18 protein-coding genes are annotated in these 20,696 nt (G+C 62.7%); 3 read left to right on the forward strand and 15 right to left on the reverse strand.

Annotation, left to right across the window (positions count from 1 at the left end; genetic code table 11):
- Positions 1–8: 8 nt before the first annotated feature.
- From EHW12_RS16270 to EHW12_RS16315, 10 genes are all read right to left on the reverse strand, one after another.
- Positions 9–1,511, reverse strand: a complete 1,503-nt coding sequence (locus EHW12_RS16270; RefSeq protein ID WP_125051156.1) for a glutamate synthase subunit beta — start codon at positions 1,509–1,511, stop codon at positions 9–11.
- Positions 1,504–5,982 (reverse strand): glutamate synthase large subunit, encoded by a 4,479-nt coding sequence (gltB, locus tag EHW12_RS16275; RefSeq protein ID WP_125051158.1) that lies wholly within the window; start codon positions 5,980–5,982, stop codon positions 1,504–1,506. Before gltB ends, EHW12_RS16270 begins: the two co-directional genes overlap by 8 nt.
- Positions 5,983–6,115: 133 nt before the next feature.
- Positions 6,116–6,943, reverse strand: coding sequence for a TM2 domain-containing protein (locus EHW12_RS16280; RefSeq protein ID WP_125052612.1), 828 nt, complete (start codon positions 6,941–6,943; stop codon positions 6,116–6,118).
- 126 nt (positions 6,944–7,069) lie between these two features.
- The gene (locus EHW12_RS16285; protein WP_125051160.1) at positions 7,070–7,495 is read right to left on the reverse strand and encodes a TM2 domain-containing protein; all 426 of its coding nucleotides are present in this window, start codon (positions 7,493–7,495) and stop codon (positions 7,070–7,072) included.
- On the reverse strand, positions 7,492–8,565 hold the full coding sequence (lgt, locus tag EHW12_RS16290; RefSeq protein WP_003944040.1) for a prolipoprotein diacylglyceryl transferase: 1,074 nt from the start codon (positions 8,563–8,565) through the stop codon (positions 7,492–7,494). Before lgt ends, EHW12_RS16285 begins: the two co-directional genes overlap by 4 nt.
- Positions 8,562–9,365: a tryptophan synthase subunit alpha gene (trpA, locus tag EHW12_RS16295; protein WP_003944010.1), complete on the reverse strand. Its 804-nt coding sequence runs from the start codon at positions 9,363–9,365 to the stop codon at positions 8,562–8,564. Before trpA ends, lgt begins: the two co-directional genes overlap by 4 nt.
- On the reverse strand, positions 9,362–10,711 hold the full coding sequence (gene trpB / locus EHW12_RS16300; protein WP_070161397.1) for a tryptophan synthase subunit beta: 1,350 nt from the start codon (positions 10,709–10,711) through the stop codon (positions 9,362–9,364). Before trpB ends, trpA begins: the two co-directional genes overlap by 4 nt.
- Before the next feature lie 74 nt (positions 10,712–10,785).
- The gene (trpC, locus tag EHW12_RS16305) at positions 10,786–11,595 is read right to left on the reverse strand and encodes an indole-3-glycerol phosphate synthase TrpC (protein ID WP_003944016.1); all 810 of its coding nucleotides are present in this window, start codon (positions 11,593–11,595) and stop codon (positions 10,786–10,788) included.
- Positions 11,596–11,720: 125 nt separating this feature from the next.
- Positions 11,721–12,425: a TIGR02234 family membrane protein gene (locus EHW12_RS16310; RefSeq protein ID WP_037131248.1), complete on the reverse strand. Its 705-nt coding sequence runs from the start codon at positions 12,423–12,425 to the stop codon at positions 11,721–11,723.
- Positions 12,422–14,008, reverse strand: coding sequence for an anthranilate synthase component I (locus tag EHW12_RS16315; RefSeq protein WP_007728697.1), 1,587 nt, complete (start codon positions 14,006–14,008; stop codon positions 12,422–12,424). Before EHW12_RS16315 ends, EHW12_RS16310 begins: the two co-directional genes overlap by 4 nt.
- Before the next feature lie 57 nt (positions 14,009–14,065).
- On the opposite strand from EHW12_RS16315, the gene EHW12_RS16320 reads away from it, so the two are divergent.
- Positions 14,066–14,524 carry a peroxiredoxin gene (locus EHW12_RS16320; RefSeq protein ID WP_030536758.1) on the forward strand — a complete coding sequence of 153 codons (459 nt, stop codon included), beginning with the start codon at positions 14,066–14,068 and terminating at the stop codon, positions 14,522–14,524.
- 58 nt (positions 14,525–14,582) lie between these two features.
- Here EHW12_RS16320 and EHW12_RS16325 read toward each other — a convergent pair whose 3' ends face one another.
- Positions 14,583–15,365 carry a class III extradiol ring-cleavage dioxygenase gene (locus EHW12_RS16325; protein WP_125051161.1) on the reverse strand — a complete coding sequence of 261 codons (783 nt, stop codon included), beginning with the start codon at positions 15,363–15,365 and terminating at the stop codon, positions 14,583–14,585.
- 173 nt (positions 15,366–15,538) lie between these two features.
- Here EHW12_RS16325 and EHW12_RS16330 point away from each other — a divergent pair, with 173 nt between their 5' ends.
- Positions 15,539–16,048: a MarR family transcriptional regulator gene (locus EHW12_RS16330; protein WP_030536759.1), complete on the forward strand. Its 510-nt coding sequence runs from the start codon at positions 15,539–15,541 to the stop codon at positions 16,046–16,048.
- 28 nt (positions 16,049–16,076) lie between these two features.
- Here the strand turns inward: EHW12_RS16330 and EHW12_RS16335 are convergent, their stop codons facing one another.
- Complete coding sequence (locus EHW12_RS16335) at positions 16,077–17,615, reverse strand: FAD-binding protein (protein WP_125051163.1); 1,539 nt, start codon at positions 17,613–17,615, stop codon at positions 16,077–16,079.
- Between the two features lie 198 nt (positions 17,616–17,813).
- Between EHW12_RS16335 and EHW12_RS16340 the strand changes: the two genes are divergently transcribed.
- Positions 17,814–18,404, forward strand: coding sequence for a TetR family transcriptional regulator (locus EHW12_RS16340; RefSeq protein WP_003943994.1), 591 nt, complete (start codon positions 17,814–17,816; stop codon positions 18,402–18,404).
- Here the strand turns inward: EHW12_RS16340 and EHW12_RS16345 are convergent.
- Genes EHW12_RS16345 through EHW12_RS16355 form a run of 3 tightly spaced genes read right to left on the reverse strand, consistent with a single transcriptional unit; the run spans position 18,401 to position 20,687 of the window.
- Positions 18,401–18,868, reverse strand: a complete 468-nt coding sequence (locus EHW12_RS16345; protein ID WP_125051165.1) for a hypothetical protein — start codon at positions 18,866–18,868, stop codon at positions 18,401–18,403. The genes EHW12_RS16340 and EHW12_RS16345 overlap by 4 nt on opposite strands.
- Positions 18,865–19,401 (reverse strand): hypothetical protein, encoded by a 537-nt coding sequence (locus EHW12_RS16350; RefSeq protein WP_223304672.1) that lies wholly within the window; start codon positions 19,399–19,401, stop codon positions 18,865–18,867. Before EHW12_RS16350 ends, EHW12_RS16345 begins: the two co-directional genes overlap by 4 nt.
- On the reverse strand, positions 19,368–20,687 hold the full coding sequence (locus EHW12_RS16355; RefSeq protein ID WP_125051167.1) for an MlaD family protein: 1,320 nt from the start codon (positions 20,685–20,687) through the stop codon (positions 19,368–19,370). Before EHW12_RS16355 ends, EHW12_RS16350 begins: the two co-directional genes overlap by 34 nt.
- Between the last annotated feature and the right edge of the window lie 9 nt (positions 20,688–20,696).

Raw genomic sequence — 20,696 nt, forward strand, 5'->3', positions numbered from 1 at the left:
TCAGTTGGTCAGCTCACGAACAGCGGAAATGCCTTTGGAGGAACCGGAGCCGGAAGCGCCGACTCGCCTGTGAGAAACATGTCGACGGCACGTGCGGCCGACCGTCCCTCGGCAATCGCCCACACGACCAGCGACGCCCCGCGATGCGCGTCGCCGCAGACGAATACGCCGGGTGTCCGGGTCTGCCACCCGACATCACACTCGATTCTGCCGAGTGGATCGGTGCCGACATCAAGGTCGGTGAGCAGCGGGGCGGTTTCGACGCCGTCGAAACCCAGAGCGAGCAGGACCATCTCGCACACCAGATCCGTCGTGTCGCCGGTCTCCACCAGGGTCCGTTGTCCGTCCTTCGCTCGTGACACGGCTACCGGAACCATCCGGATTGCGCGGACCGCACCCCCACCGTCGTCGAGAAATTCCTGCGCCGCCCATCGGAATCGTTTGTCACTGCCCTCCTCGTCCGCCGGCGAGGTGCGCAGGACCCGCGGCCACAACGGCCATGGGTCGCGATCTCGATCGCGGCGTGCCGGAGGTGGGACGTGGTAATCCAATTCCGTCACCGAGAGCGCACCCTGGCGATGCACCGTGCCGAGGCAGTCGGCGGCCGTGTCGCCGCCACCGATGATCACGACGTTCTTACCTCGCGCCGAGATGCTCGACGCACCGTCACCCTCGCATTCGCGGTTGGCCGCACGCAGGTACGTCATCGCACGATGGATTCCGCGAAGACTACGACCCGGTACGTCGGTGTCTCTGGCACGATCAGCCCCGACCGCCAGGACTACCGCCTCGAATTCCGTCGAGAGGTCGTGCGCGCTCACGTTCACTCCGACGGCGCAGTCGGTGACGAACCTGGTCCCCTCGGCGGTCAGTTGGTCCAGCCGCCGGTTGATGAGGGCCTTGGGCAACTTGAATTCCGGAATTCCGTAGCGAAGCAGTCCCCCGATCCGATCGCTCCGCTCGAACACCGTGACACTGTGTCCGGCTCGTGTCAGTTGTTGAGCCGCGGCCAGTCCCGCCGGTCCCGAACCGACAACCGCAACACAGTTTCCGCTGTGAACTACCGGTGCCTGCGGCCCCAACCAACCCGACTCCCAGGCGTTGTCGACGATTGCCTGTTCGATGCGCTTGATGGTGACACCCCCCGACGTGTGCTCGCCGTCGAGTGCGAGAACGCACGCCGTTTCGCACGGTGCGGGGCACAGATGTCCGGTGAACTCGGGGAAATTGTTGGTGGAATGCAGATTCTCCGAGGCTTCGGACCACCGTCCACGCCGAACCAGGTCGTTCCATTCCGGAATGAGATTGCCGAGCGGACACCCCACATCGGCCGAATGGCAGTACGGCACAGCGCAGTCCATGCAACGCGAGGCCTGTGCAGATACGTCTCGATTTCGCACGACGGGATCCAGCGACTCGTTTACCGACGCCCAGTCGCCGACACGCACATCGGGCGGTCTGGTCGGTGCGTCGGATCGTTTCACGTTGAGGAACCCGCGTGGGTCAGGCATGAGCCGGCTCCACCAGTTGGTTCTCTTCCACGACCTTCTGATAATCGACAGGCAAGACTTTGGTGAATCTCGGACTCTGTCCGCCCCAGTCGTCGAGTAGTTTTGCCGCCACCGGCGAACCGGTAGCGGCCAAATGCGCGCCGAGAATGTCGACCAGCTGACGACAGTCTTCCGCCGAGGGCTGCTCCAGAACGACCATGTCGCGGTTGACCTTTTCTGCCTTCACGTCGAGTACGAAGGCAAGTCCGCCGGACATTCCCGCAGCAAGGTTCCTACCGGTTGGGCCGATGATGACGACGCGACCCCCGGTCATGTACTCGCACGCATGGTCGCCGACGCCTTCCACCACAGCGACCGCACCCGAGTTGCGCACCGCGAATCGTTCCCCGACACGCCCCCGGGCATAGAGCGCACCGCTCGTAGCGCCGTACAGCAGCGTATTGCCGGCAATCACCTGCTCCTCGGCCACGAAGGGTGCGTCCTCACTCGGCCGAAGCACAATTCGTCCACCCGAGAGCCCCTTTCCCACGTAATCGTTTGCATCGCCGACAACGACCAGCGAGATGCCCGGTGGCAGGAACGCACCGAGTGACTGGCCTGCCGTTCCACTGAGCACGACGTCGATGGTGCCTTGAGGTAGCCCGACGGCGCCGTAGCGTCTGGTCACCTCAGCGCCCAGCCTCGTTCCCACCGCTCGATCCGTATTGTGTACTGGCAGTTCGATATGCACGGGTCGAGCGTCCTCGAGCGAGTTCGCAGCCAACTCGATCAGGGTGCGTTCGAGTTCGCTCGAAACAGGTACATACGGTTGGTAGGCCGCGCCGGCCGGCGTGGCCGGAACGTCGAAGAGTGGTGAGAGATCCAACGTCCGACTCTTCCAATGCGCCACCGCCGGAGACATTTCCAATACGTCTGCGTGCCCCAGCGCATCGTCGATACTTCGAAACCCCAGTTCTGCCAACAAACGTCGTACCTCGGCGGCGATGAAGCGAAAGAAGTTCTCGACGTACTCGGGCCGGCCGGTGAATCGCTCACGCAGTTCGGGATTCTGCGTCGCTACTCCGACGGGGCAGGTGTCGAGATGACATACCCGCATCATGACGCACCCGGCCGCGATGAGTGGCGCCGTGGAAAACCCGTACTCCTGCGCCCCCAGCAACGCGGCGACGACGACGTCCCGCGCCGTGCGCAAACCCCCATCACACTGGACGACGATCCGATCGCGTAACCCGTTGAGCACCAGAGTCTGCTGAGTTTCGGCCAGCCCGATCTCCCAGGGCGTACCAGCGTGGTGGATGGACGAGAGTGCCGCCGCCCCCGTCCCGCCGTCGTGACCGGAGATCAGCACCACGTCGGCGTGCGCTTTGGCCACACCTGCCGCAACAGTCCCGATTCCGACTGCGCTGACCAACTTCACGTGTATCCGCGCACGATCGTTTGCGCATCTGAGGTCGTAGATCAATTGGGCGAGATCCTCGATCGAATAGATGTCGTGGTGCGGGGGCGGAGAAATGAGCCCGACTCCAGGTGTCGAGTACCGGGTTTCCGCGATCCACGGGTACACCTTGGACCCCGGAAGCTGCCCTCCTTCACCGGGCTTGGCGCCCTGGGCCATCTTGATCTGAATGTCGGTGGCATTGACCAGGTAATCGCTGGTCACCCCGAAGCGACCACTCGCGACCTGCTTGACTGCGCTTCGACGCTTGTTGTCACGCAACCGCTCCGGTGACTCTCCGCCCTCACCGGTGTTCGAACGTCCGCCGAGAGCATTCATCGCAACCGCCATCGTCTCGTGCGCCTCGGCAGAGAGGGAGCCGTAGCTCATCGCACCGGTGTTGAATCGAGCGAGAATCATCTCGACGGGTTCGACCTGATCGAGGGGAATCAGCTGACGAAACTCACGCCGAAATCGAAACAATCCCCGAAGTGTTCCGCCCTGCGCGCTCAGTCGATCGACTTCATCGCTGTAGCGACGAAACATCTCACTTCGCCCCGTCCGGGTCGCATGCTGAAGGAAGAACACGGACTCGGGTGTGAACACATGCAATTCACCACCGCGGCGATACCGGAACTCTCCACTGCTGCTCAACTGACGATGCTGCACGGTACGATACGTGGCCGCGTGACGCATCAGAACTTCTCGCGCGACTTCGGTGATACCGATCCCGCCGATCCGGCTCCGTGTGTTGCAGAAGTATTCGTCGACCAACTCTCGACCCAAGCCCACGGCCTCGAATACCTGTGCGCCCGTGTAGGAGTGAACCGTAGCGATTCCCATCTTCGACATCACTTTGCGCACGCCGGAATTTGCCGCTTTCAGATAGTTGTCCGATGCCTTTTCCGAATTTATCCCGGGAAGTTCGTCTTGCTCGCTGAGTGCTTCTACCGATTCGAGAGCAAGATACGGGTGGACAGCCGCCGCACCGTAGCCGATCAGCAGCGCGATGTGATGAACTTCGCGCGCGTCACCCGACTCGACGACGAGGGAAACCTTGGTCCGCAGGCCATGACGAACCAGATCGTGGTGCACGGCTGATACTGCGAGCAATGACGGAATGGGAGCCTGCTCAGGGCCTGATCCACGGTCGGAGATCACCAGAATCTCGATACCGGCTGCGGCGGCTGTTCGGGCGGACTCACGAAGCCTCTCGACGCCTTCGGCGAGACTGCCTCTCGGATCGAAACCTCCCCGTAGGACAGCGCTTCTCGGAGTTCTTGCGCCGCATAGTTCGGCGACCTTCGCCATCTTCACCGGTCCGATCACCGGTTTATCGAGAACAATCCTTCGGCACGACAGCGCCGACGCTTCGAACAAGTTCTGCTCAGCGCCGAGGGTGACACCAAGCGTTGTGACGACTTCCTCGCGAATCGCGTCCAAAGGCGGGTTGGTCACCTGAGCAAAGAGCTGAATAAAGTAGTCGTACAACAGCTTCGGCCGATCCGAAAGAACGGCGAGAGGCGTGTCGACACCCATCGATCCCAACGGCTCCGATCCTGAGCTTGCCATCGGGACAAGAATGTCCCGCAGGTCCTCGGCGTGGTATCCGAAGAGCAACTGCCGTTGCAACAGCGGAGCCGGATCGCCTCGGGCAGGCGCAGTCTCGGGGATTTCCTCGAGGTCGACCAATCCCCCGTCGACCCAGTCCCGGTAGGGGGCTGTGCTCGCGAGTTCGGACTTGATCTCCGCATCGGAAACGATCCGATGGCGAGCGGTGTCCACGAGAAACATGCGTCCCGGTTCGAGGCGCCCCTTCTCCAACACCTCGGACGTGGGAGCGTCGAACACACCGCTCTCACTGGCCAACACGATACGGTCGTTCTTCATCCGCCACCATCGCCCTGGGCGAAGACCGTTGCGATCCAACACGGCCCCGACAACAATGCCGTCGCTGAACGTCACGGACGCCGGACCGTCCCACGGTTCCATCAGACAACCGTGAAATTGGTAGAAGGCCTTTATCTCGTCGGGCATCGAAGAATCGTTCTCCCAGGCTCCGGGAATCATCATCGCGATGGCGTGTTGCACACTGCGGCCCCCGAGCGTCAAAAGCTCCAGTACTTCGTCGAACGACGAAGAGTCGGATCCTCCCGGGGTGCAGATCGGAAACAGGCGATCGATGTCCCCACCTAAAAGTGTGCTCCGCAGCATCGGCTCGCGAGCGCGCATCCAATTCCTGTTTCCCACAATCGTATTGATCTCGCCGTTGTGGGCGATGCAGCGATACGGCTGAGCGAGTGGCCACGACGGAAATGTGTTCGTGGAGTATCGACTGTGCACTACTGCCAACGCAGTTCGCATTCGGTCGTCGCGTAGGTCGGTGAAGTAACCGGGTAACTGCGTCGGCGTCAGCATGCCCTTGTACACGATGGTTCGGGCGGACAACGAGGGGAAATACACTGCAGTGTCGCCACAGTGAATCCGCTCGGCTTGTCTCCTGAGGGCAAAGACTCGTCGGTCCAAGGCAATTCCGCCCACACTACGATCTCGTGACTCGGCGCACGTCACAAAACACTGACTGATGTACGGAGCGCACTGCGCGGCAACGGTTCCGACGCAGTCTCGGTCGACCGGCACCTCTCGCCACCCGATAATCTGCAGTCCTTCTGCCGCTGCGTACCGGTGTATCCGAACTACCGCGCGCCGACGTGCTTCCTGATCCACCGGGAGAAAGCAGTTTCCGGCCGCGTAGGTGTTCTCACCCATCGCGTTGGGTGGTGGAAGCTCGAACTCGGTCACCGCGTCGAAGAACTCCGTCGGCAGCTGAATCAGAATGCCCGCGCCGTCTCCGCTGTTGGATTCGCGCCCAACTGCGCCGCGATGGGAGAGATTGCCCAGGACCGCGAGCGCATCGTCGACAACGGAATGCAGGTGGCGTCCAGAGGTGTCTGCTACCACGGCTACACCACACGAATCGGTTTCCTGATCGGGGTCGTACAGGCCTCGAGGTTCAGGTATTCGAGAAAACGGCACTCGGCGACCTCCACGCGGACATGCAGCCGACGAGCGCTAGTTTATCAGCCCATAACCGCAGGTCGCGAGAGCAAAACGGTGACCCCCTGACAACGAGGCATCAGGGGGTCACACTTGCCGACGGTCGTTTCGATCAGCTACGCAAAGGGCGGTTGTACTGATCGCGCACACTGCCGGTCAACATCATGATTCCGTCGATGAGCGGCCAGATGCCACCGATTCCACACGTCAACCAAGTGACCGCGATCTGTGCGACAGCCATGCCGGGCTGGTTGAGATAAAAACGTCCTGCACCGAATCCGCCGAGCAGAATGCCCAGCAATCCGGCAGTCGTCTTCGACTTGTCCGAGAACGGTTCACCCGTCAGCGGATCACGGCCATAAGGCGCGGATGCATCAACCAAACCGTAGCCGGGTTGGACGTACCCCTGAGCTTGTGGGTACCCCTGAGGCTGACCGTAACCCGGCTGTGAGTATCCCGGCTGGGGGTATCCCTGCGGCGGAGCCGCGTAGGGATTCGGAGTCTGATCTGCCGGTGCACCGTAGACGGGACCGTCCGTCGGGGTTTGGGTCGGCCTCGAGTAGTCCGGCGCCGGATAATCGGTCGCCGGATAGTTCTGAGCGGCGTAGCTTTCCTGCGACGTGTACGGCGCTGTGGGCTGATTCGGGGTGGAATCAGAATCGGCAGCGGGAAACGCTGTGGTCGATTCGGTTCCGGTCGGCGGCGGGTAGATGGGGTGGTTTCCCCACCCCGGACCGTTTCCGACTCCCGAATAAGTGTCCCAGCCTGGACCGGTGCCGGTGGTCTCCGTCGACGGCGTCTTTTCGGTGGGTGCCGAGGTTTCCGTCAACGACGCATCCGCCGTCGCGTCGTAGTCGAACGGCGACCCGAACTGCGGTGGAACCGGCGGCTGTGATCCAGACGAGTCCCCCGACTCGGAAGGTTCCGGATTCTTGTTCAAGTTAGGCAACGTACTTTCCTTCGATTCGACGACGGTACGTAATAGCTTTTGTTATCGGACTTCGAGAAGGTTCGACCTTCTCGAGGCCAGTCCCCCACACATGTTTCCTCGGTTCGCGCTCGCGACTCATCCTCGCAATGGCCGGCGAGCACCGTCCCGCGCATTGCCCGAAAGTATCACGATGCCGTCGATGAACGCCCAGATCCAGATTCCGATCGCAAATGGAATTCCGATGAGGAACGCCGACATGAACAGCGCGAAGAACATGCCGAGCAGTTGGCACAATCCGATGCCGACACTTCCGATATAGAGGCGCCCGACTCCACAGATTCCGAAGAAGCCCAGCAAGATCTGCAACAGTCCAGCCGTGGCCTTCGACTTGTCGGAATACGGTTCCCCGGTTACCGGGTGCCGACCGTACGGGGCGTAGGGATCTCCAAACCCGTACATCGATGGAGGCGGCAATGGCTGCTGATATCCGTACGGATTGGGCGCGCCGTAGACCGGTCCCTGATCCTCGGGGAATCCCCCCTGCGAATAGGGACCTGTCACGGCTTGTCTTTCTTCGACAGCTTCACCGCGTCCGACGACTCATCCGACGCTGCCGTGGAGTCGCTTGCCTCACTGGAAGCGGATTCAGCAGCATCGGATTCAGAATCTTCAGCGTCGGCGCCTTTCGCGTCGGCCTTCGCCGAATCAGTTTCGGTAACTGGCGCCGCGACTCCTGCTTCGCCGGCAGCTACCGCAGCGACGTAGTCCTTCGACTTCAAATCAGCCGGATCCTCACGCCCCTTCTTCGCCAGGAAGAAGTAGGCCAGTGCGGCGAAGAACACGATCCCCGAAGTGAATGTGTTGACTCGAATGCCGGCGATCTCGTAGGCGAAATCGTCGCGCATCAGTTCGACGACGAACCGGCCCAGGCAATAGCCCGCGACGTACAGAGCAAACAGGCGTCCGTGGCCGATCTTGAATCGGCGGTCGACGAGGACCAGCAGGATCACGATCAGGACGTTCCACACAGCTTCGTAGAGGAAAGTCGGGTGAACGACCCGAATGACTTCTCCGTTGGAGACACCTGCCAGTTGATCGAGCTGGCCGGAAGAGTTCACACGCTCGAAGATCTCGAGGCCCCACGGGACGGTGGTCTCGCGACCGTACAACTCCTGGTTGAAGTAGTTGCCGATACGACCGATGGCCTGCGCGAGCAAGATTCCGGGCGCAATCGCATCACCGAGCGCGGACACCGGAATGCCGCGTCGACGGCAGCCGATCCACGCACCGATGCCGCCGAGGAACACTGCTCCCCAGATTCCGAGGCCTCCCTGCCACACCTTGAGTGCGTCGAGTGGCTGACCGTTCTCGCCGAAATAAGCGGGCCAGTCGGTCAAAACGTGGTAGAGCCTGCCACCGATCAGACCGAAGGGAACGGCCCAGATCGCGATGTCGAGAACGGTCCCCTTCTCGCCGCCGCGGGCGACCCAACGACGATCTCCCCACACGATCGCGACGATGATGCCGAGGATGATGAAGAGCGCGTAGGCGCGAAGCGCCACCGGTCCGACGTACCAGACGCCTTGGGGCGGGCTGGGGATATAGGCCAGCAGGTCCACAGTTGAGGTCACGACGCCACGGTAGCCGAGCGGACGCCCTCGGCGAGTTCTTCGGTGAGCGAGCGAACCGCTCCCAGGCCGTTCTCGACCGCGGAGACCAGAGCCGAGCCGACGATGACGGCATCGGCGTATGCCGCGATTTCGGCAGCCTGTGCGCCGGAGCGAACTCCCAATCCGACGCCGACGGGAATGTCGGAATGCGCGCGGATCCGTGCGGTCAGTTCCGGAGCCATCGAAGACACAGCGTCGCGAGCGCCGGTGACACCCATTGTCGAGGCCGCGTAGATGAATCCACTACTCGCATCGAGTGTCATCGCGAGCCGTTCTTCCGTCGAGGACGGGGCGACAAGGAAGATCCGGTCGAGGTGGTGCTCCTCGGATGCTTCCATCCAGGCGCCGGCTTCTTCCGGAATGAGGTTGGGGGTGATGAGTCCGAGCCCGCCGGCGGAAGCGAGGTCTCGTGCGAACTTGTCGACGCCGTACTGCAGTACCGGGTTCCAGTAGGTCATCACGACGGCCTTGCCGCCGACCGAACTGATCTGCTCGATCACGGTGAAGATGTCGCGAAGGCGAACGCCGTTGGTGAGTGCGGTTTCGGCTGCACGCTGGATGGTCGGACCGTCCATGACCGGATCGGAATACGCGACACCGACTTCGATGATGTCGCAGCCACCGTCGACCATCGCCTTGAACACGTCGATCGATTCGGGAACGGTCGGATAACCGGCAGGCAGGTAACCGACGAGGGCGGCACGTTTGTCAGCCTTGCACGCGGCAAAGGTGGGTGCGAGGCGTGATGGTCGTTCGCTCACTTGTCCGAGCCTTCCGTGTTGTCGTTCTCGTCTGCTGCATCATCCGGAGCGGCTGCCTGACCTGAGGCGCCGTCGAAAAGACCGAACCAGCTTGCGGCGGTGTCCATGTCCTTGTCACCGCGACCGGAGAGATTGACGACGATGATCGCGCCCTCACCGAGTTCTTTGCCAAGTCGGAGTGCGCCGGCGACGGCGTGGGCCGATTCGATGGCCGGGATGATGCCCTCGCGGCGCGAGAGCAGCAGCAGCGCATCCATGGCTTCACTGTCGGTGACGGGTTCGTAGGTCGCACGCCCGATATCGCTCAGGTAAGCGTGCTCGGGTCCGACGCCCGGGTAGTCCAGACCAGCAGAGATCGAGTGCGATTCGATGGTCTGACCGTCTTCGTCCTGGAGCAGGTAGGAGTAGGCACCCTGAAATGCACCAGGGGTACCGCCGGCGAACGTTGCTGCATGCCTTCCGGTTTCGACACCGTCGCCGGCTGCTTCGTAGCCAACCAGCCGTACCGACAGATCGTCGATGAACGGGTGGAAGATTCCGATTGCGTTGGAGCCGCCTCCGACGCAGGCTGTGACTGCATCGGGCAGGCGGCCGGTCAGTGCCTGAACCTGGACGCGTGTTTCGAGGCCGACCACTCGCTGGAAGTCCCGAACGATGGTGGGGAACGGGTGCGGGCCTGCCGCGGTACCAAAGCAGTAATAGGTGTTGTCCGCGTGGGAAACCCAGTCGCGCAAGGCTTCGTTGATCGCGTCCTTGAGCGTGCGCGAACCGGTCTCGACCGAGACGACCTCCGCGCCGAGCAGGCGCATGCGTGCGACGTTCAGTGCTTGCCGTTCGGTGTCGACAGCACCCATGTAGATGACGCACTCGAGACCGAGCAGTGCACAGGCGGTGGCCGATGCCACACCGTGCTGGCCCGCTCCGGTCTCGGCGATGATGCGGGTCTTGCCCATACGCTTTGCCAGCAGAACCTGACCGAGAACGTTGTTGATCTTGTGAGAACCGGTGTGGTTCAGATCTTCACGCTTGAGAAGGATGCGCGCACCGCCGGCGAACTCGCTCATTCGCGTTGCCTCGAAAATCGGCGACGGACGCCCGGTGTAATCGCGCTGCAAGCGATCGAGTTCGTTCAAGAACGTGTCGTCCGCTCGAGCCTTTTCGTACTCCGCAGTGACTTCCTCGATAACCGCCATGAGGGCTTCCGGCACATGCCGTCCGCCGTAGACGCCGAAATGGCCTCCGGCATCGGGATCGTGGGAGCGCTCGGTGAGTCCCGCGCTGGCCGGCGGCAGATTGCCGCCCTTGAATATTGCACCGGAGCCTGGTTCCTGAGTACGTGAAGTCACCCCACCAGTCTGCCCCAACGGTGTCGCTGGTCACCGCCCGGGTGCATCAAAGCACGCCGGGCGGGTGCAGCGATTTATCGAGACGGTTTGGGGCAGGACGGGTGCGCACCTGCATTGACCAGATCTGCGACGGCCTTGCGAGGGTCGCCGCTGGTCACGAGGCCTTCACCGACGAGCACTGCGTCGGCGCCCGCCCCGGCGTACGCCAACAGATCGGCAGTTCCGCGAACACCGGACTCGGCAATCTTGATCGTCTCGGTCGGAAGACCGGGAGCGATGCGACCGAAGGTGTTCTTGTCCACCTCGAGAGTCTTGAGATTGCGGGCGTTCACACCGATCACCTTGGCGCCGGCTTCGAGCGCGCGGTTGGCTTCTTCCTCCGTGTGCACCTCGACGAGGGCAGTCATTCCCAGAGATTCGGTGCGATCGATCAACGAGGCGAGCGCCTGCTGCTCGAGTGCCGCCACGATCAGCAAGATGACGTCGGCGCCGTGAGCGCGAGCCTCGTGAATCTGGTACGGCCCCACGATGAAGTCCTTGCGCAGCACCGGAATGGTGACCGCTTTACGGACTGCGTCGAGGTCGGCCAACGAGCCGTGAAAACGGCGCTCTTCGGTGAGAACACTGATGATGCGTGCGCCACCGGCTTGGTAAGCCGCGGCAAGCTCTGCGGGATCGGCAATGTCGGCCAGCGCACCCTTTGACGGGCTCGCTCGCTTGACCTCGGCGATGACGCCGATGCTCGATTCCAGAAGTGCTGCTGCAGCATCGAGTGCAGGCGGTGCAGCGGCCGCAGCAGCCTTGACTGCAGCGAAGTCGAGTACGGCTTCGCGGGCGGCGACATCAGCGCGCACCCCGTCGAGAATCGAGTCGAGTACGGTCATCGTGGCCCGAATCCTTTCTGGGCAAGAGCCCGATGTGAGATACGTCATCAGGGTGGTCTCAGCCTAGTGGGACGAAATTTTGCTACTCCGTCGGGGTACCCACGCAGGTGAGGGTTCAGTCTTACTCAGTGGGACGACCCCGGTTTCGCGCCGTTGTCTCCCCCAACTCCGTCGTCCCCGTCAGTCGCTGTCGGGTCCTCTCCGGCGTCGAGCGCATCCCACAACATCCGTTGTGTCACAGGCTCGTCCGATGCAGGTTTGTCTCCCTGACCGAGCTTGGCTGCGGCCTCGCGGCGCGCGGCAGGGTTGTCGTATTTCGACGACAACCCGCCTCGCACTGGAGGTTTGCGCATCAGAAGTACTGCCGCGCCGAGCGCCGCCACCGCTCCGAGCAACGCAAGCAAGGCAGGCAGTACCGAAACAGTTGTCGAGAGATCTTCCGGGTGACCGGACAACTCGGCCAAGTCCACCGCTCGGTCCGCAGAGGCTCCGGACACCAACAACTGCACTGCCGGAACCGCTACCGCGACGGCGACGAGGGCAACCAACAGTCCGACTACCCGAAGTGCCCAACCTCGCACCGCAAACGACGCCGCGATCGCCGCCAGAAGCGCGAGCGCGAGCGGAGTCATCGCCGCCGCCCAGGTGCTGCCGTCGAGATCCGTCGTCCTCTCCAGCGTCTTGCCGTCGCTCGAGGTCAGATGAACCCACGTCATTCGTGAGCTGCCCCACAGAGCTGCTGCCGACAACGCCAGCAGAAGCGTTCTCGGCACGGCGGTGCCACGAGACGCGCTTGTAGGCTCCGCTGCACTCGACTCGTTCTCACTCACTGATCGTCACCTCCGATGGTGCGCAGGGTGTGCGCCGACGCAATCGCGCTCAGCACTGCCATCGCCTTGTTGCGGGCCTCGGTGTCCTCGTAGACCGGATCCGAGTCGGCGACGACGCCGGCGCCCGCCTGGACGTATCCGATCCCGTCCTTGATCAATGCCGTTCGGATCGCGATCGCGGTGTCGGCGTCGCCGGCGAAGTCGAGGTAGCCGACGATGCCGCCGTAGATACCGCGCCTGGTCGGTTCCAGTTCTTCGATCAGCTGCATCGCACGGACCTTGGGCGCCCCCGAGAGGGTTCCAGCGGGGAAGCATGCGGTGACGGCGTCGAGAGCGTGCTTTCCCTCGGCCAGATGTCCGGTGACCGTCGATACGAGATGCATCACGTGGCTGTACCGCTCGATGTGCCGGTAGTCGTGCACCTTCACAGTGCCCGGGCGACAGACACGACCCAGATCGTTTCGCCCCAGATCGACGAGCATGAGGTGCTCGGAGTTTTCCTTCTCGTCGGCGAGGAGATCTTTCTCGAGCAGGATGTCGTCCTCCTCTGTGGCACCGCGCCATCTGGTTCCAGCGATCGGGTGTGTTGTCGCGACGCCCTCGGCGACGGTTACCAGAGCCTCAGGGCTCGAACCGACGATCGAAAACGCCGTCTCTCCATCACCGTTCGGCACGTTGAGCAGATACATGTACGGGCTGGGGTTCGACGCTCGCAGCATCCGGTACACGTCGATCGGTGCTGCAGTGCAATCGATCTCGAATCGCTGCGAGAGAACTACCTGGAATGCCTCGCCCGCTTCGATGTCGCCGATCAACTTTTCGACATCGACACCGAAGCTCTCGGTGGTGCGCTGACGACGGTAGTTCGGAGTCGCTTTCGAAAATGTCGACACCGTCGATTTCGCCGGCGCCGCGAGAGCACGAGTCATCGCGTCCAACCTGGCGACTGCGTCGTCGTACGCCGTGTCGACGCGCTCGTCCGTGCCGTCCCAGTTGACGGCATTGGCGATGAGGGTGATCGCCCCTTCGTGGTGATCGACTGCGGCGATGTCGGCGGCAAGCAGCATGACCATTTCGGGGATCTGCAGGTCGTCGACCGCGGAGTCACCCAATCTCTCGAGGCGCCGCACCGCGTCGTAGCCGAGGAATCCGACCATTCCGCCGGTCAGCGGGGGCAGGTCGGGCAGCCGCTCCGAACGAAGCAGCTCGAGGGTGGCACCGAGCGCGTCGATCGGGTCGCCGCCGGCCGGAGCGCCGGCCGGAACGTTGCCGTACCAGGCCGCCTCTCCGTCCACGACGGTCAGTGCAGCCGGACTCCCGACGCCGATGAACGACCACCGCGACCACGAACGACCGTTCTCGGCCGACTCGAGCAAGAAGGTGCCGGGACGATTGCCGGCCAACTTCTCGTACGCCGAGAGCGGAGTTTCGGAGTCCGCCAACACTTTCCGAGTGACCGGAACGACCCGGTGCTCAGCTGCGAGGGCTCGGAACTGCTCCCGGGTCGTGGTGGAATCGGACGCGTCACCGACGATCGCGGTGTCGGACGACCGTGCGGACATGGAGGTGGGCTCGCCGTGCATGGCTCCATCATCCCAGGCTCCCCCATGTGGCCGTCGTGCGCGGGTAACCTCGGCCGAATGAAACCAGGCCAACTCGCTCCCGATTTCTCACTGCCCGACCAGGACGGGACTCCGCGCTCGCTGACGAGCCTGCTCGAGAACGGACCCTTGGTCCTCTTCTTCTACCCGGCAGCCTCGACGCCGGTGTGCACCGCCGAGGCGTGCCACTTCCGTGACCTCGGCAGCGAATTCGCCGCGGTGGGCGCTTCGCGAGCGGGCATCAGCACCGATACGGTCGAAGCTCAGTCCACCTTTGCCACCGCACAATCCTTCGACTACCCCCTACTCGCCGACACCGAGGGCAAGGTAGCCGAACAGTTCGGCGTCAAGCGCGGACTCCTGGGCAAGTTGGCTCCGGTCAAACGCTCGACCTTCGTGATCGACACCGACCGCACCGTCCTCAAAGTCATCTCGAGTGAACTACGCGCCAACACCCACGGCGACCAGGCGCTCGAGTTCCTTCGCAATCGAAGCTGACTCACCTGGGCGACCTGATTCTCTGCGCAACCTGACTTCTCTGCGCGATTTGAAATCTCTAGGCGACCTGAATCGAGCGCTTCGCAAGCCCCATCCAGAATCCGTCGATCACCTGGGTGGGCACCTGTTCCGGATCGGACGACGCACCGAGCGTGACGAACAACGGGGCGAAGTGCTCGATGGTCGGATGCGCGTACGGCATCCCGGGAGCTTGAGCGCGGAAGTCGATCAAGGAATCGACGTCACCGGCAGCGAACCTCTCCCCTGCCCACGCGTCGAATTCCGCCGACCATCCCGGGGCCTGCGCCTCCGGTGACGGATCGCGCAGGAACGGTAGCCCGTGCGTGGTGAATCCGGATCCCACGATCAGTACACCTTGCTCACGGAGTGGCCGTAGGCGCTGTCCGAGATGGAGCAAACGCTCGGGATCGAGGGTGGGCAGCGAAATTTGCAGTACCGGGATGTCTGCGTCCGGGTACATCACCGTGAGCGGCACGTAGGCACCGTGATCCAGGCCTCGATTCGGCTGCTGAACCACGCGTTCGTTGTCCGGCATCAACGCGGCAACCTGGGCGGCGAGTTCCGGAGCGCCGGGAGAGTTGTACTTCGCGCGGTAGAACCTCTCGGGAAAACCACCGAAGTCGTAGATGAGCGGGGTGCCCATGGTCGTCGATCCGATCGTCAGCGGTGCTGATTCCCAGTGCGCCGATACGACGAGGATTGCCGTCGGCCGCGGAAGATCGCCGGCCCACGCCCCCAACTGGTCAACCCACAACGCGCTGTCCACCAGCGGCGGAGCACCGTGGCTGAGATACAGCGCAGGCATGGTTGTGGTGGACATACGGACTCCTCGGGATAGACATTCGTCGTAAGTTGAAGGTTCAACCTAATATAGAACTCAACACTTGCGTCCCGCAACTATTCCCGCAGGATTCTTCTGGACATGCGTCTGAGACGCTGTACACAAGCACGCTCCGTGCACGAAGAATGCTCGACCCGAAGGAGAAGTCACCGATGAGTGAACCGACCGCGCAGCCCGACGCGCAGTCTCAGACGAAGTGGCTCACAGCCGAGCAGCAAGAAGCATGGCTGACACTGATCGCTCTCGTGACACGGTTGCCTGCCGCACTCGACACTCAACTACAACGCGATTCGGCACTCACACACTTCGAATACTTCGTACTCGCGGCACTCTCGGACGCCCCCGACCACAAGCTCCAGTTGTCGGTACTGGCCCAGCGCGCGAACGCGTCCCTGTCCCGCCTCTCGCACGTGATCACGAAGATGGAGAAGGCCGGCTGGGTGAAACGGGAAGTCATTCGTGGCAGCCGCGGCTCCAACGCAGTGCTCACCGACGAGGGAATGGCAAAGGTTGTCGCGGCCGCACCGCCGCACGTCGCCTCAGTTCAAGGTCTCCTCTTCGAGGGCCTCGACGATCGCCAGGTCGCCCAGCTTTCGTCGTTGGGTACAGCAATGCTCACCCAACTGGACAAGGGAATCGCCGCCGGACTCGGCAAGGCCTGACCACATCCCCGAGACGAGCGACTGATGATCAAGACGGCAGCTTCGCGAGGTCGAGTGCAGCCAAGTGACTGAACAGCATGCTCGCTCCGATCGGGTTTCCACCGCCGGGGTACGTAGTCCCGCTGGCCGCTGCCATCGTGTTCCCCGCCGCGTACAACCCGGCAATCGCCGTACCGTCGGCTTTGAGCACCCTCCCGGTCGCGTCGGTGCGTAGACCACCTTTGGTCCCGAGGTCGGAGATGCCGAACGCGGCAGCGTGAAACGGCCCTTGATCGATCGGTACGAGCGGCGAAGCCCCCTCGGAGAAGGCGCGGTCGTACGCAGTGTCTCCTCGACCGAAGTCCGTGTCGACGCCAGTCGCCGCAAACGCGTTGAATCGCTTCACGGTCTCCACCAGTTCCGCTGCGGGAACATCGATCTGGGCAGCGAGGTCTTCGAGTGTCTGTGCACTCTTCCACAACCCCGCATCCACATACTGCTCCGCCTGCGCCATGGGTACGTTGGGCGCCTTCACCGGCGGCACTGCGCCTTCTCTGTTGTCGTAGATCATCCAGTACGGCGTGGTTACTTTCCCTGTCCGCATGTGTTCGATGACGGCGCGACCCAAGCGGTCGTACGGCGCTGATTCGTTGACGAATCGGCGACCGTCGTCGTCCACGAAGATTCCGCCGGTGAACCACAGCGCAAACGCGGAGCGGCCATCCGGATGGGTCAGTCCCGGCGACCACCAGGCCTCTCCCATGAGGTCGGTGTCGGCGCCCGCGGCGATGGCCGCCTGGTGTGCCTTCCCGAGGTTGCCGGGGCAACCCATCGTGTCGAGAGCGGATCCGGGGACACCGAATTCGGCCCGCAAGGTCTCGTTCTGCTCGAATCCACCGGCGGCGAGGATCACTCCTCTGCGTGCCTGAATGGTTCGACGCCGACCATCTCGGTCGACGACGGCTCCGACCACCACTCCGTCCTCGACAACCAGTTCCTCGAGAGTGGTCTTCAGGTGCATGGTGGCGTTCGGGAGTTCCGCAAGAGCCAACAGGAATCGACCGATCAACGACTGGCCGCCGACGAGGTACTTCGGCAACTCCTCCCCCAGCCGTTCTGTCGCCAGCGGCGGACGAAGCGAATCACGAAGCGCACCCAGCTTGTTCGCGTTCATCGGCTTGGGAACAATGTGCCGTCCGCTCGCTCGAGCCTTGGGCTCTTCACCGAAGTAGTCGGGCCACGGCAGTATCTGGAACTCGAAGTTCGAGTCCTCCTCGAGGTAGTCGATCAACCCGGCGCCACCTCGAACGTAGGCTTCCTGAACGTCGGCGGGTGTACGATCACCCACCACTGATCGGTAGTACTCCAGCGCATCCTCGATGGTGTCGACGTCCCCGCCCCGACGAAGAACGGCGTTGCACGGGAACCACATTCCGCCGCCGCCCGAGTACGCCGTTGTTCCGCCGTACTTGTCGGTTGCTTCGATCGCAATGACGTCGAGGCCTTCGCGGGCTGCCGTGTACGCGCCGGTGAGTCCGCCGCCTGATCCCACAGCGAGTACGTCGCACGTCTCGTCCCACCTCGTCATCGTCAGCCTCTCTGATTCTGGGCACAGTTTCCGAACATGTTCTAGAAATCGTTCTAACACATGGACTTAGCGATCGCGGGGGTTCGAAATTCTGTCCCACCGAGCGGGAGCGAGACGTGACACCGAGCGGGGAGCGAGAACGAGCAGCGATAGCGCACACTTTGCTCGCACGGGCCTGATCCCGTAGTGTCTGGACACATGTCTGGTAAGACCAAGTTCGAGTCCACTCGTCGACGGCTCACACAGCAGCAAGCCGAAACCGTCGATCGATTGACCGCGGCAGCGATCACGGTCCTGCGCGACAAAGGGTTTGCCGATCTGACTGTGCGAATGGTGGCAGCGGAAGCCGGTGTCGCCGCAGCCACGGCATACACCTACTTTTCGTCCAAGAGTCACCTTGTGGCAGAACTGTTCTGGCGCCGACTCGACGCGGTACCTCACGAGCCCTCCCCCGAGGCGGAACGAGAAGCGCAGGTCTGCTCGGTCCTTCGAAGCGTCGCACTCCTCGTTTCCGACGAACCGGAGCTGGCCGCGGCCGTGACCACGGCGATGATGGGCAACGATCCCGACGTCGAACACCTTCGGGGACGTATCGGCAAGAACATCCGCGAGCGACTCATCGAGGCACTGGGTCCGTCGTACGATCCCGACGTACTCGAAGCACTCGAAATCTCCTGGTCCGGAGCGCTTGTCCGAGCCGGCATGGGATACGAGTCGTATTCGCAGATCGCAGATCGTCTCGAAGTCACTGCCAGGCTGATCATGGCGGGTCGCGACAACCTCCACTAGACCGGAGTCATGGCACTCACCAACCATGTTCCCTCGACTCGATCGAGTGTCACCTCGACTCGGCTCGACGTCGACGCTGGTGCCGGCCGCGCGATACTCGTCGTGATCTGATCGACGAACAGGAGCAATTCCGCTCGGTCTGCAGCAGCGGAGAGCACTCCCACGTCGACTACTCGCGCCTTCGTGCTGATTCCTTGCTCCTTCGACTGGGGTGCAACGGTTTTCGATCCGAATTCAGCGAAGCGGTCCTGAAATGTTCCACTTGCGCCCTCGGCAGCATGTGCAAGATCCTCGTCCACCGTGTCGCTGTTGTAGCTCAAGAGATTCTCGACGAGCATCGGCGCCACACCGATCACCTCGACACGTGCGGTTTCAGCGGCTGCCGAACGTTGGTGACTCCAGAGCAGAGTCCCGCCGGCTCCCACCAAGATCAGCGCTGCAAACGCCAAGACCACGCGCTTCACGGGACGAACTCCACACTCGACATCAGTACCCGACCGTCGACCTCCTCGACACCGACGCGAAGACGGTAGGTTCGCGCCGAAGATTCTCCCGCCGAATTGCCGACCTGAGCCGATGCCGCGATCAGCACCACCCCCGAGGTTCCGGATTCCGATGCCAAGGCTGCGGTGTCGACACGACCGTCGGAATCGACGGCAAAATCACGGATCGATGCGACGAACGCAGATTCACCGGACTTCAGTTCGTCTGCAAAAGTTCCCGTACTCAGCGACTTCAGCGCCGCGAGATCCTCGTCGAGCGTGGCAGAGTGAACGTCGATCAGAGCAAGGGTTCCTGCGACAGCACCGTCGACGAACCCTTGACGCTGGGACTCTCGCGCGCGGTCCGATCGAACTGCCAGAGCACCGAAGACGACAACGACGCTCAGAGCCACGAGTGCAATCCAGACCAGGGCAAGGAGTACACCGCGCTTCCCTCCGACCGGATCCAGCACCTCGCCCCTCAGCGATTCGTCGGCATCAGCAACTGTTGCCACGGCTCACCCTCCCCCGAATCGGAAGCAGCAGGAGCCAATTCCGTGTGTTGATAGTCGACTCCGTCTGGCCCCGTGTACAACTCGCCGGGCGCATTGGTTCCCGAGGGGACGTACGGATCTGGGCTCCGACAGATCTCCGGGCTCGGTGCTCGTTTACCCGGTACCTCCATACAGGGAATGTTCCGGGATCCACGAACTGCGAAGACCGAGTTCTGCGGAACTTTGCAGTACAAGTCGGCCGGGGTGTCCGGGACACTCATCTCGGTCGGGTCTCGTCGCTGATCGGCCGGAAGGTAGCCGGTCGAGCAGGCCGCAGGGTCCTGCGCTTGGAGGTGGAAGTTGACATTCGCGGCGCCGTCCACCTGCCCGCGTTGGACAACGGTTTCCTGTGCCGCGACCAGTGGCGGCAAGATGACGAGCACCTGCTCCAACCCGGCGTTGTACGTCAAAGCCACCTGAGCGGTGCTGGTGAAATTGGCAAGCAGCACAGGCAAAGTGGGTTTGAGGCCTTGAAACAGCAGGTCGGCTTCAGTCGCGAAGCCCGGTCCGGTCTCGAGGATCTTGCGCACGGACCCGTCGGCGACCTCCAACTGTCCACTGAGTTGAGCGACACTGGACGCCCACTGGCGAATCTGATCGCCCGTCACCACCTGTGTCTGAAGGAGCGGATCCAACTGCTGTACGAGCGTCGTGGCCGGGGTTGTGGCAGCAGACATCTGATCGACGAACGAGGTGGTCGAATCCAGCAGACGAGCCAGGTCCTCTCCCCTGCCACCGAATGCTGCCGCGGACTCGTCGATCACCGACCGCAACTTGTCCTGCGGTACCGATGCGAGCATCGCCTGCGCCTGATCGAGGACCGGTCCGATCTCGGTCGGGATCGTGACAGCGTCGGGGCCGATCACGTCTCCGTCGGCCAGAAAGGGTCCGTCCGCGGTTCTCGGTTGCATGTCGACGTATTGCTCGCCGATGGCCGACACACTTCGCACCGCTACTGCGAGCCCGCTGGAGGGAACGGGAACCGCACTCTCCAAAGATAATTCGGCGCGTACCACTCCCGGAGATAGACGCACCGATCTGACCTGACCGATGGTGTCGCCGCGATAGGTCACGTTCGCGTTCCGATACAGGCCACCGGCGTCCGGCAGTTCGACTGTCACCGAGTAGCGCCCGATTCCGAGCATGGTCGGAACTCTCAGGTACGAGATAGCCGCTGCGCTCATGCCTATCACCGCCAGGATCGCGAAGATCGTCAATTGCCTTCGCACCAGCTTCGTGAGAATCATCGTCCACCG

Origin of the sequence: Rhodococcus sp. NJ-530, assembly GCF_003860625.1 — a bacterium.
GTDB classification, from domain to species: domain Bacteria; phylum Actinomycetota; class Actinomycetes; order Mycobacteriales; family Mycobacteriaceae; genus Rhodococcus_F; species Rhodococcus_F qingshengii.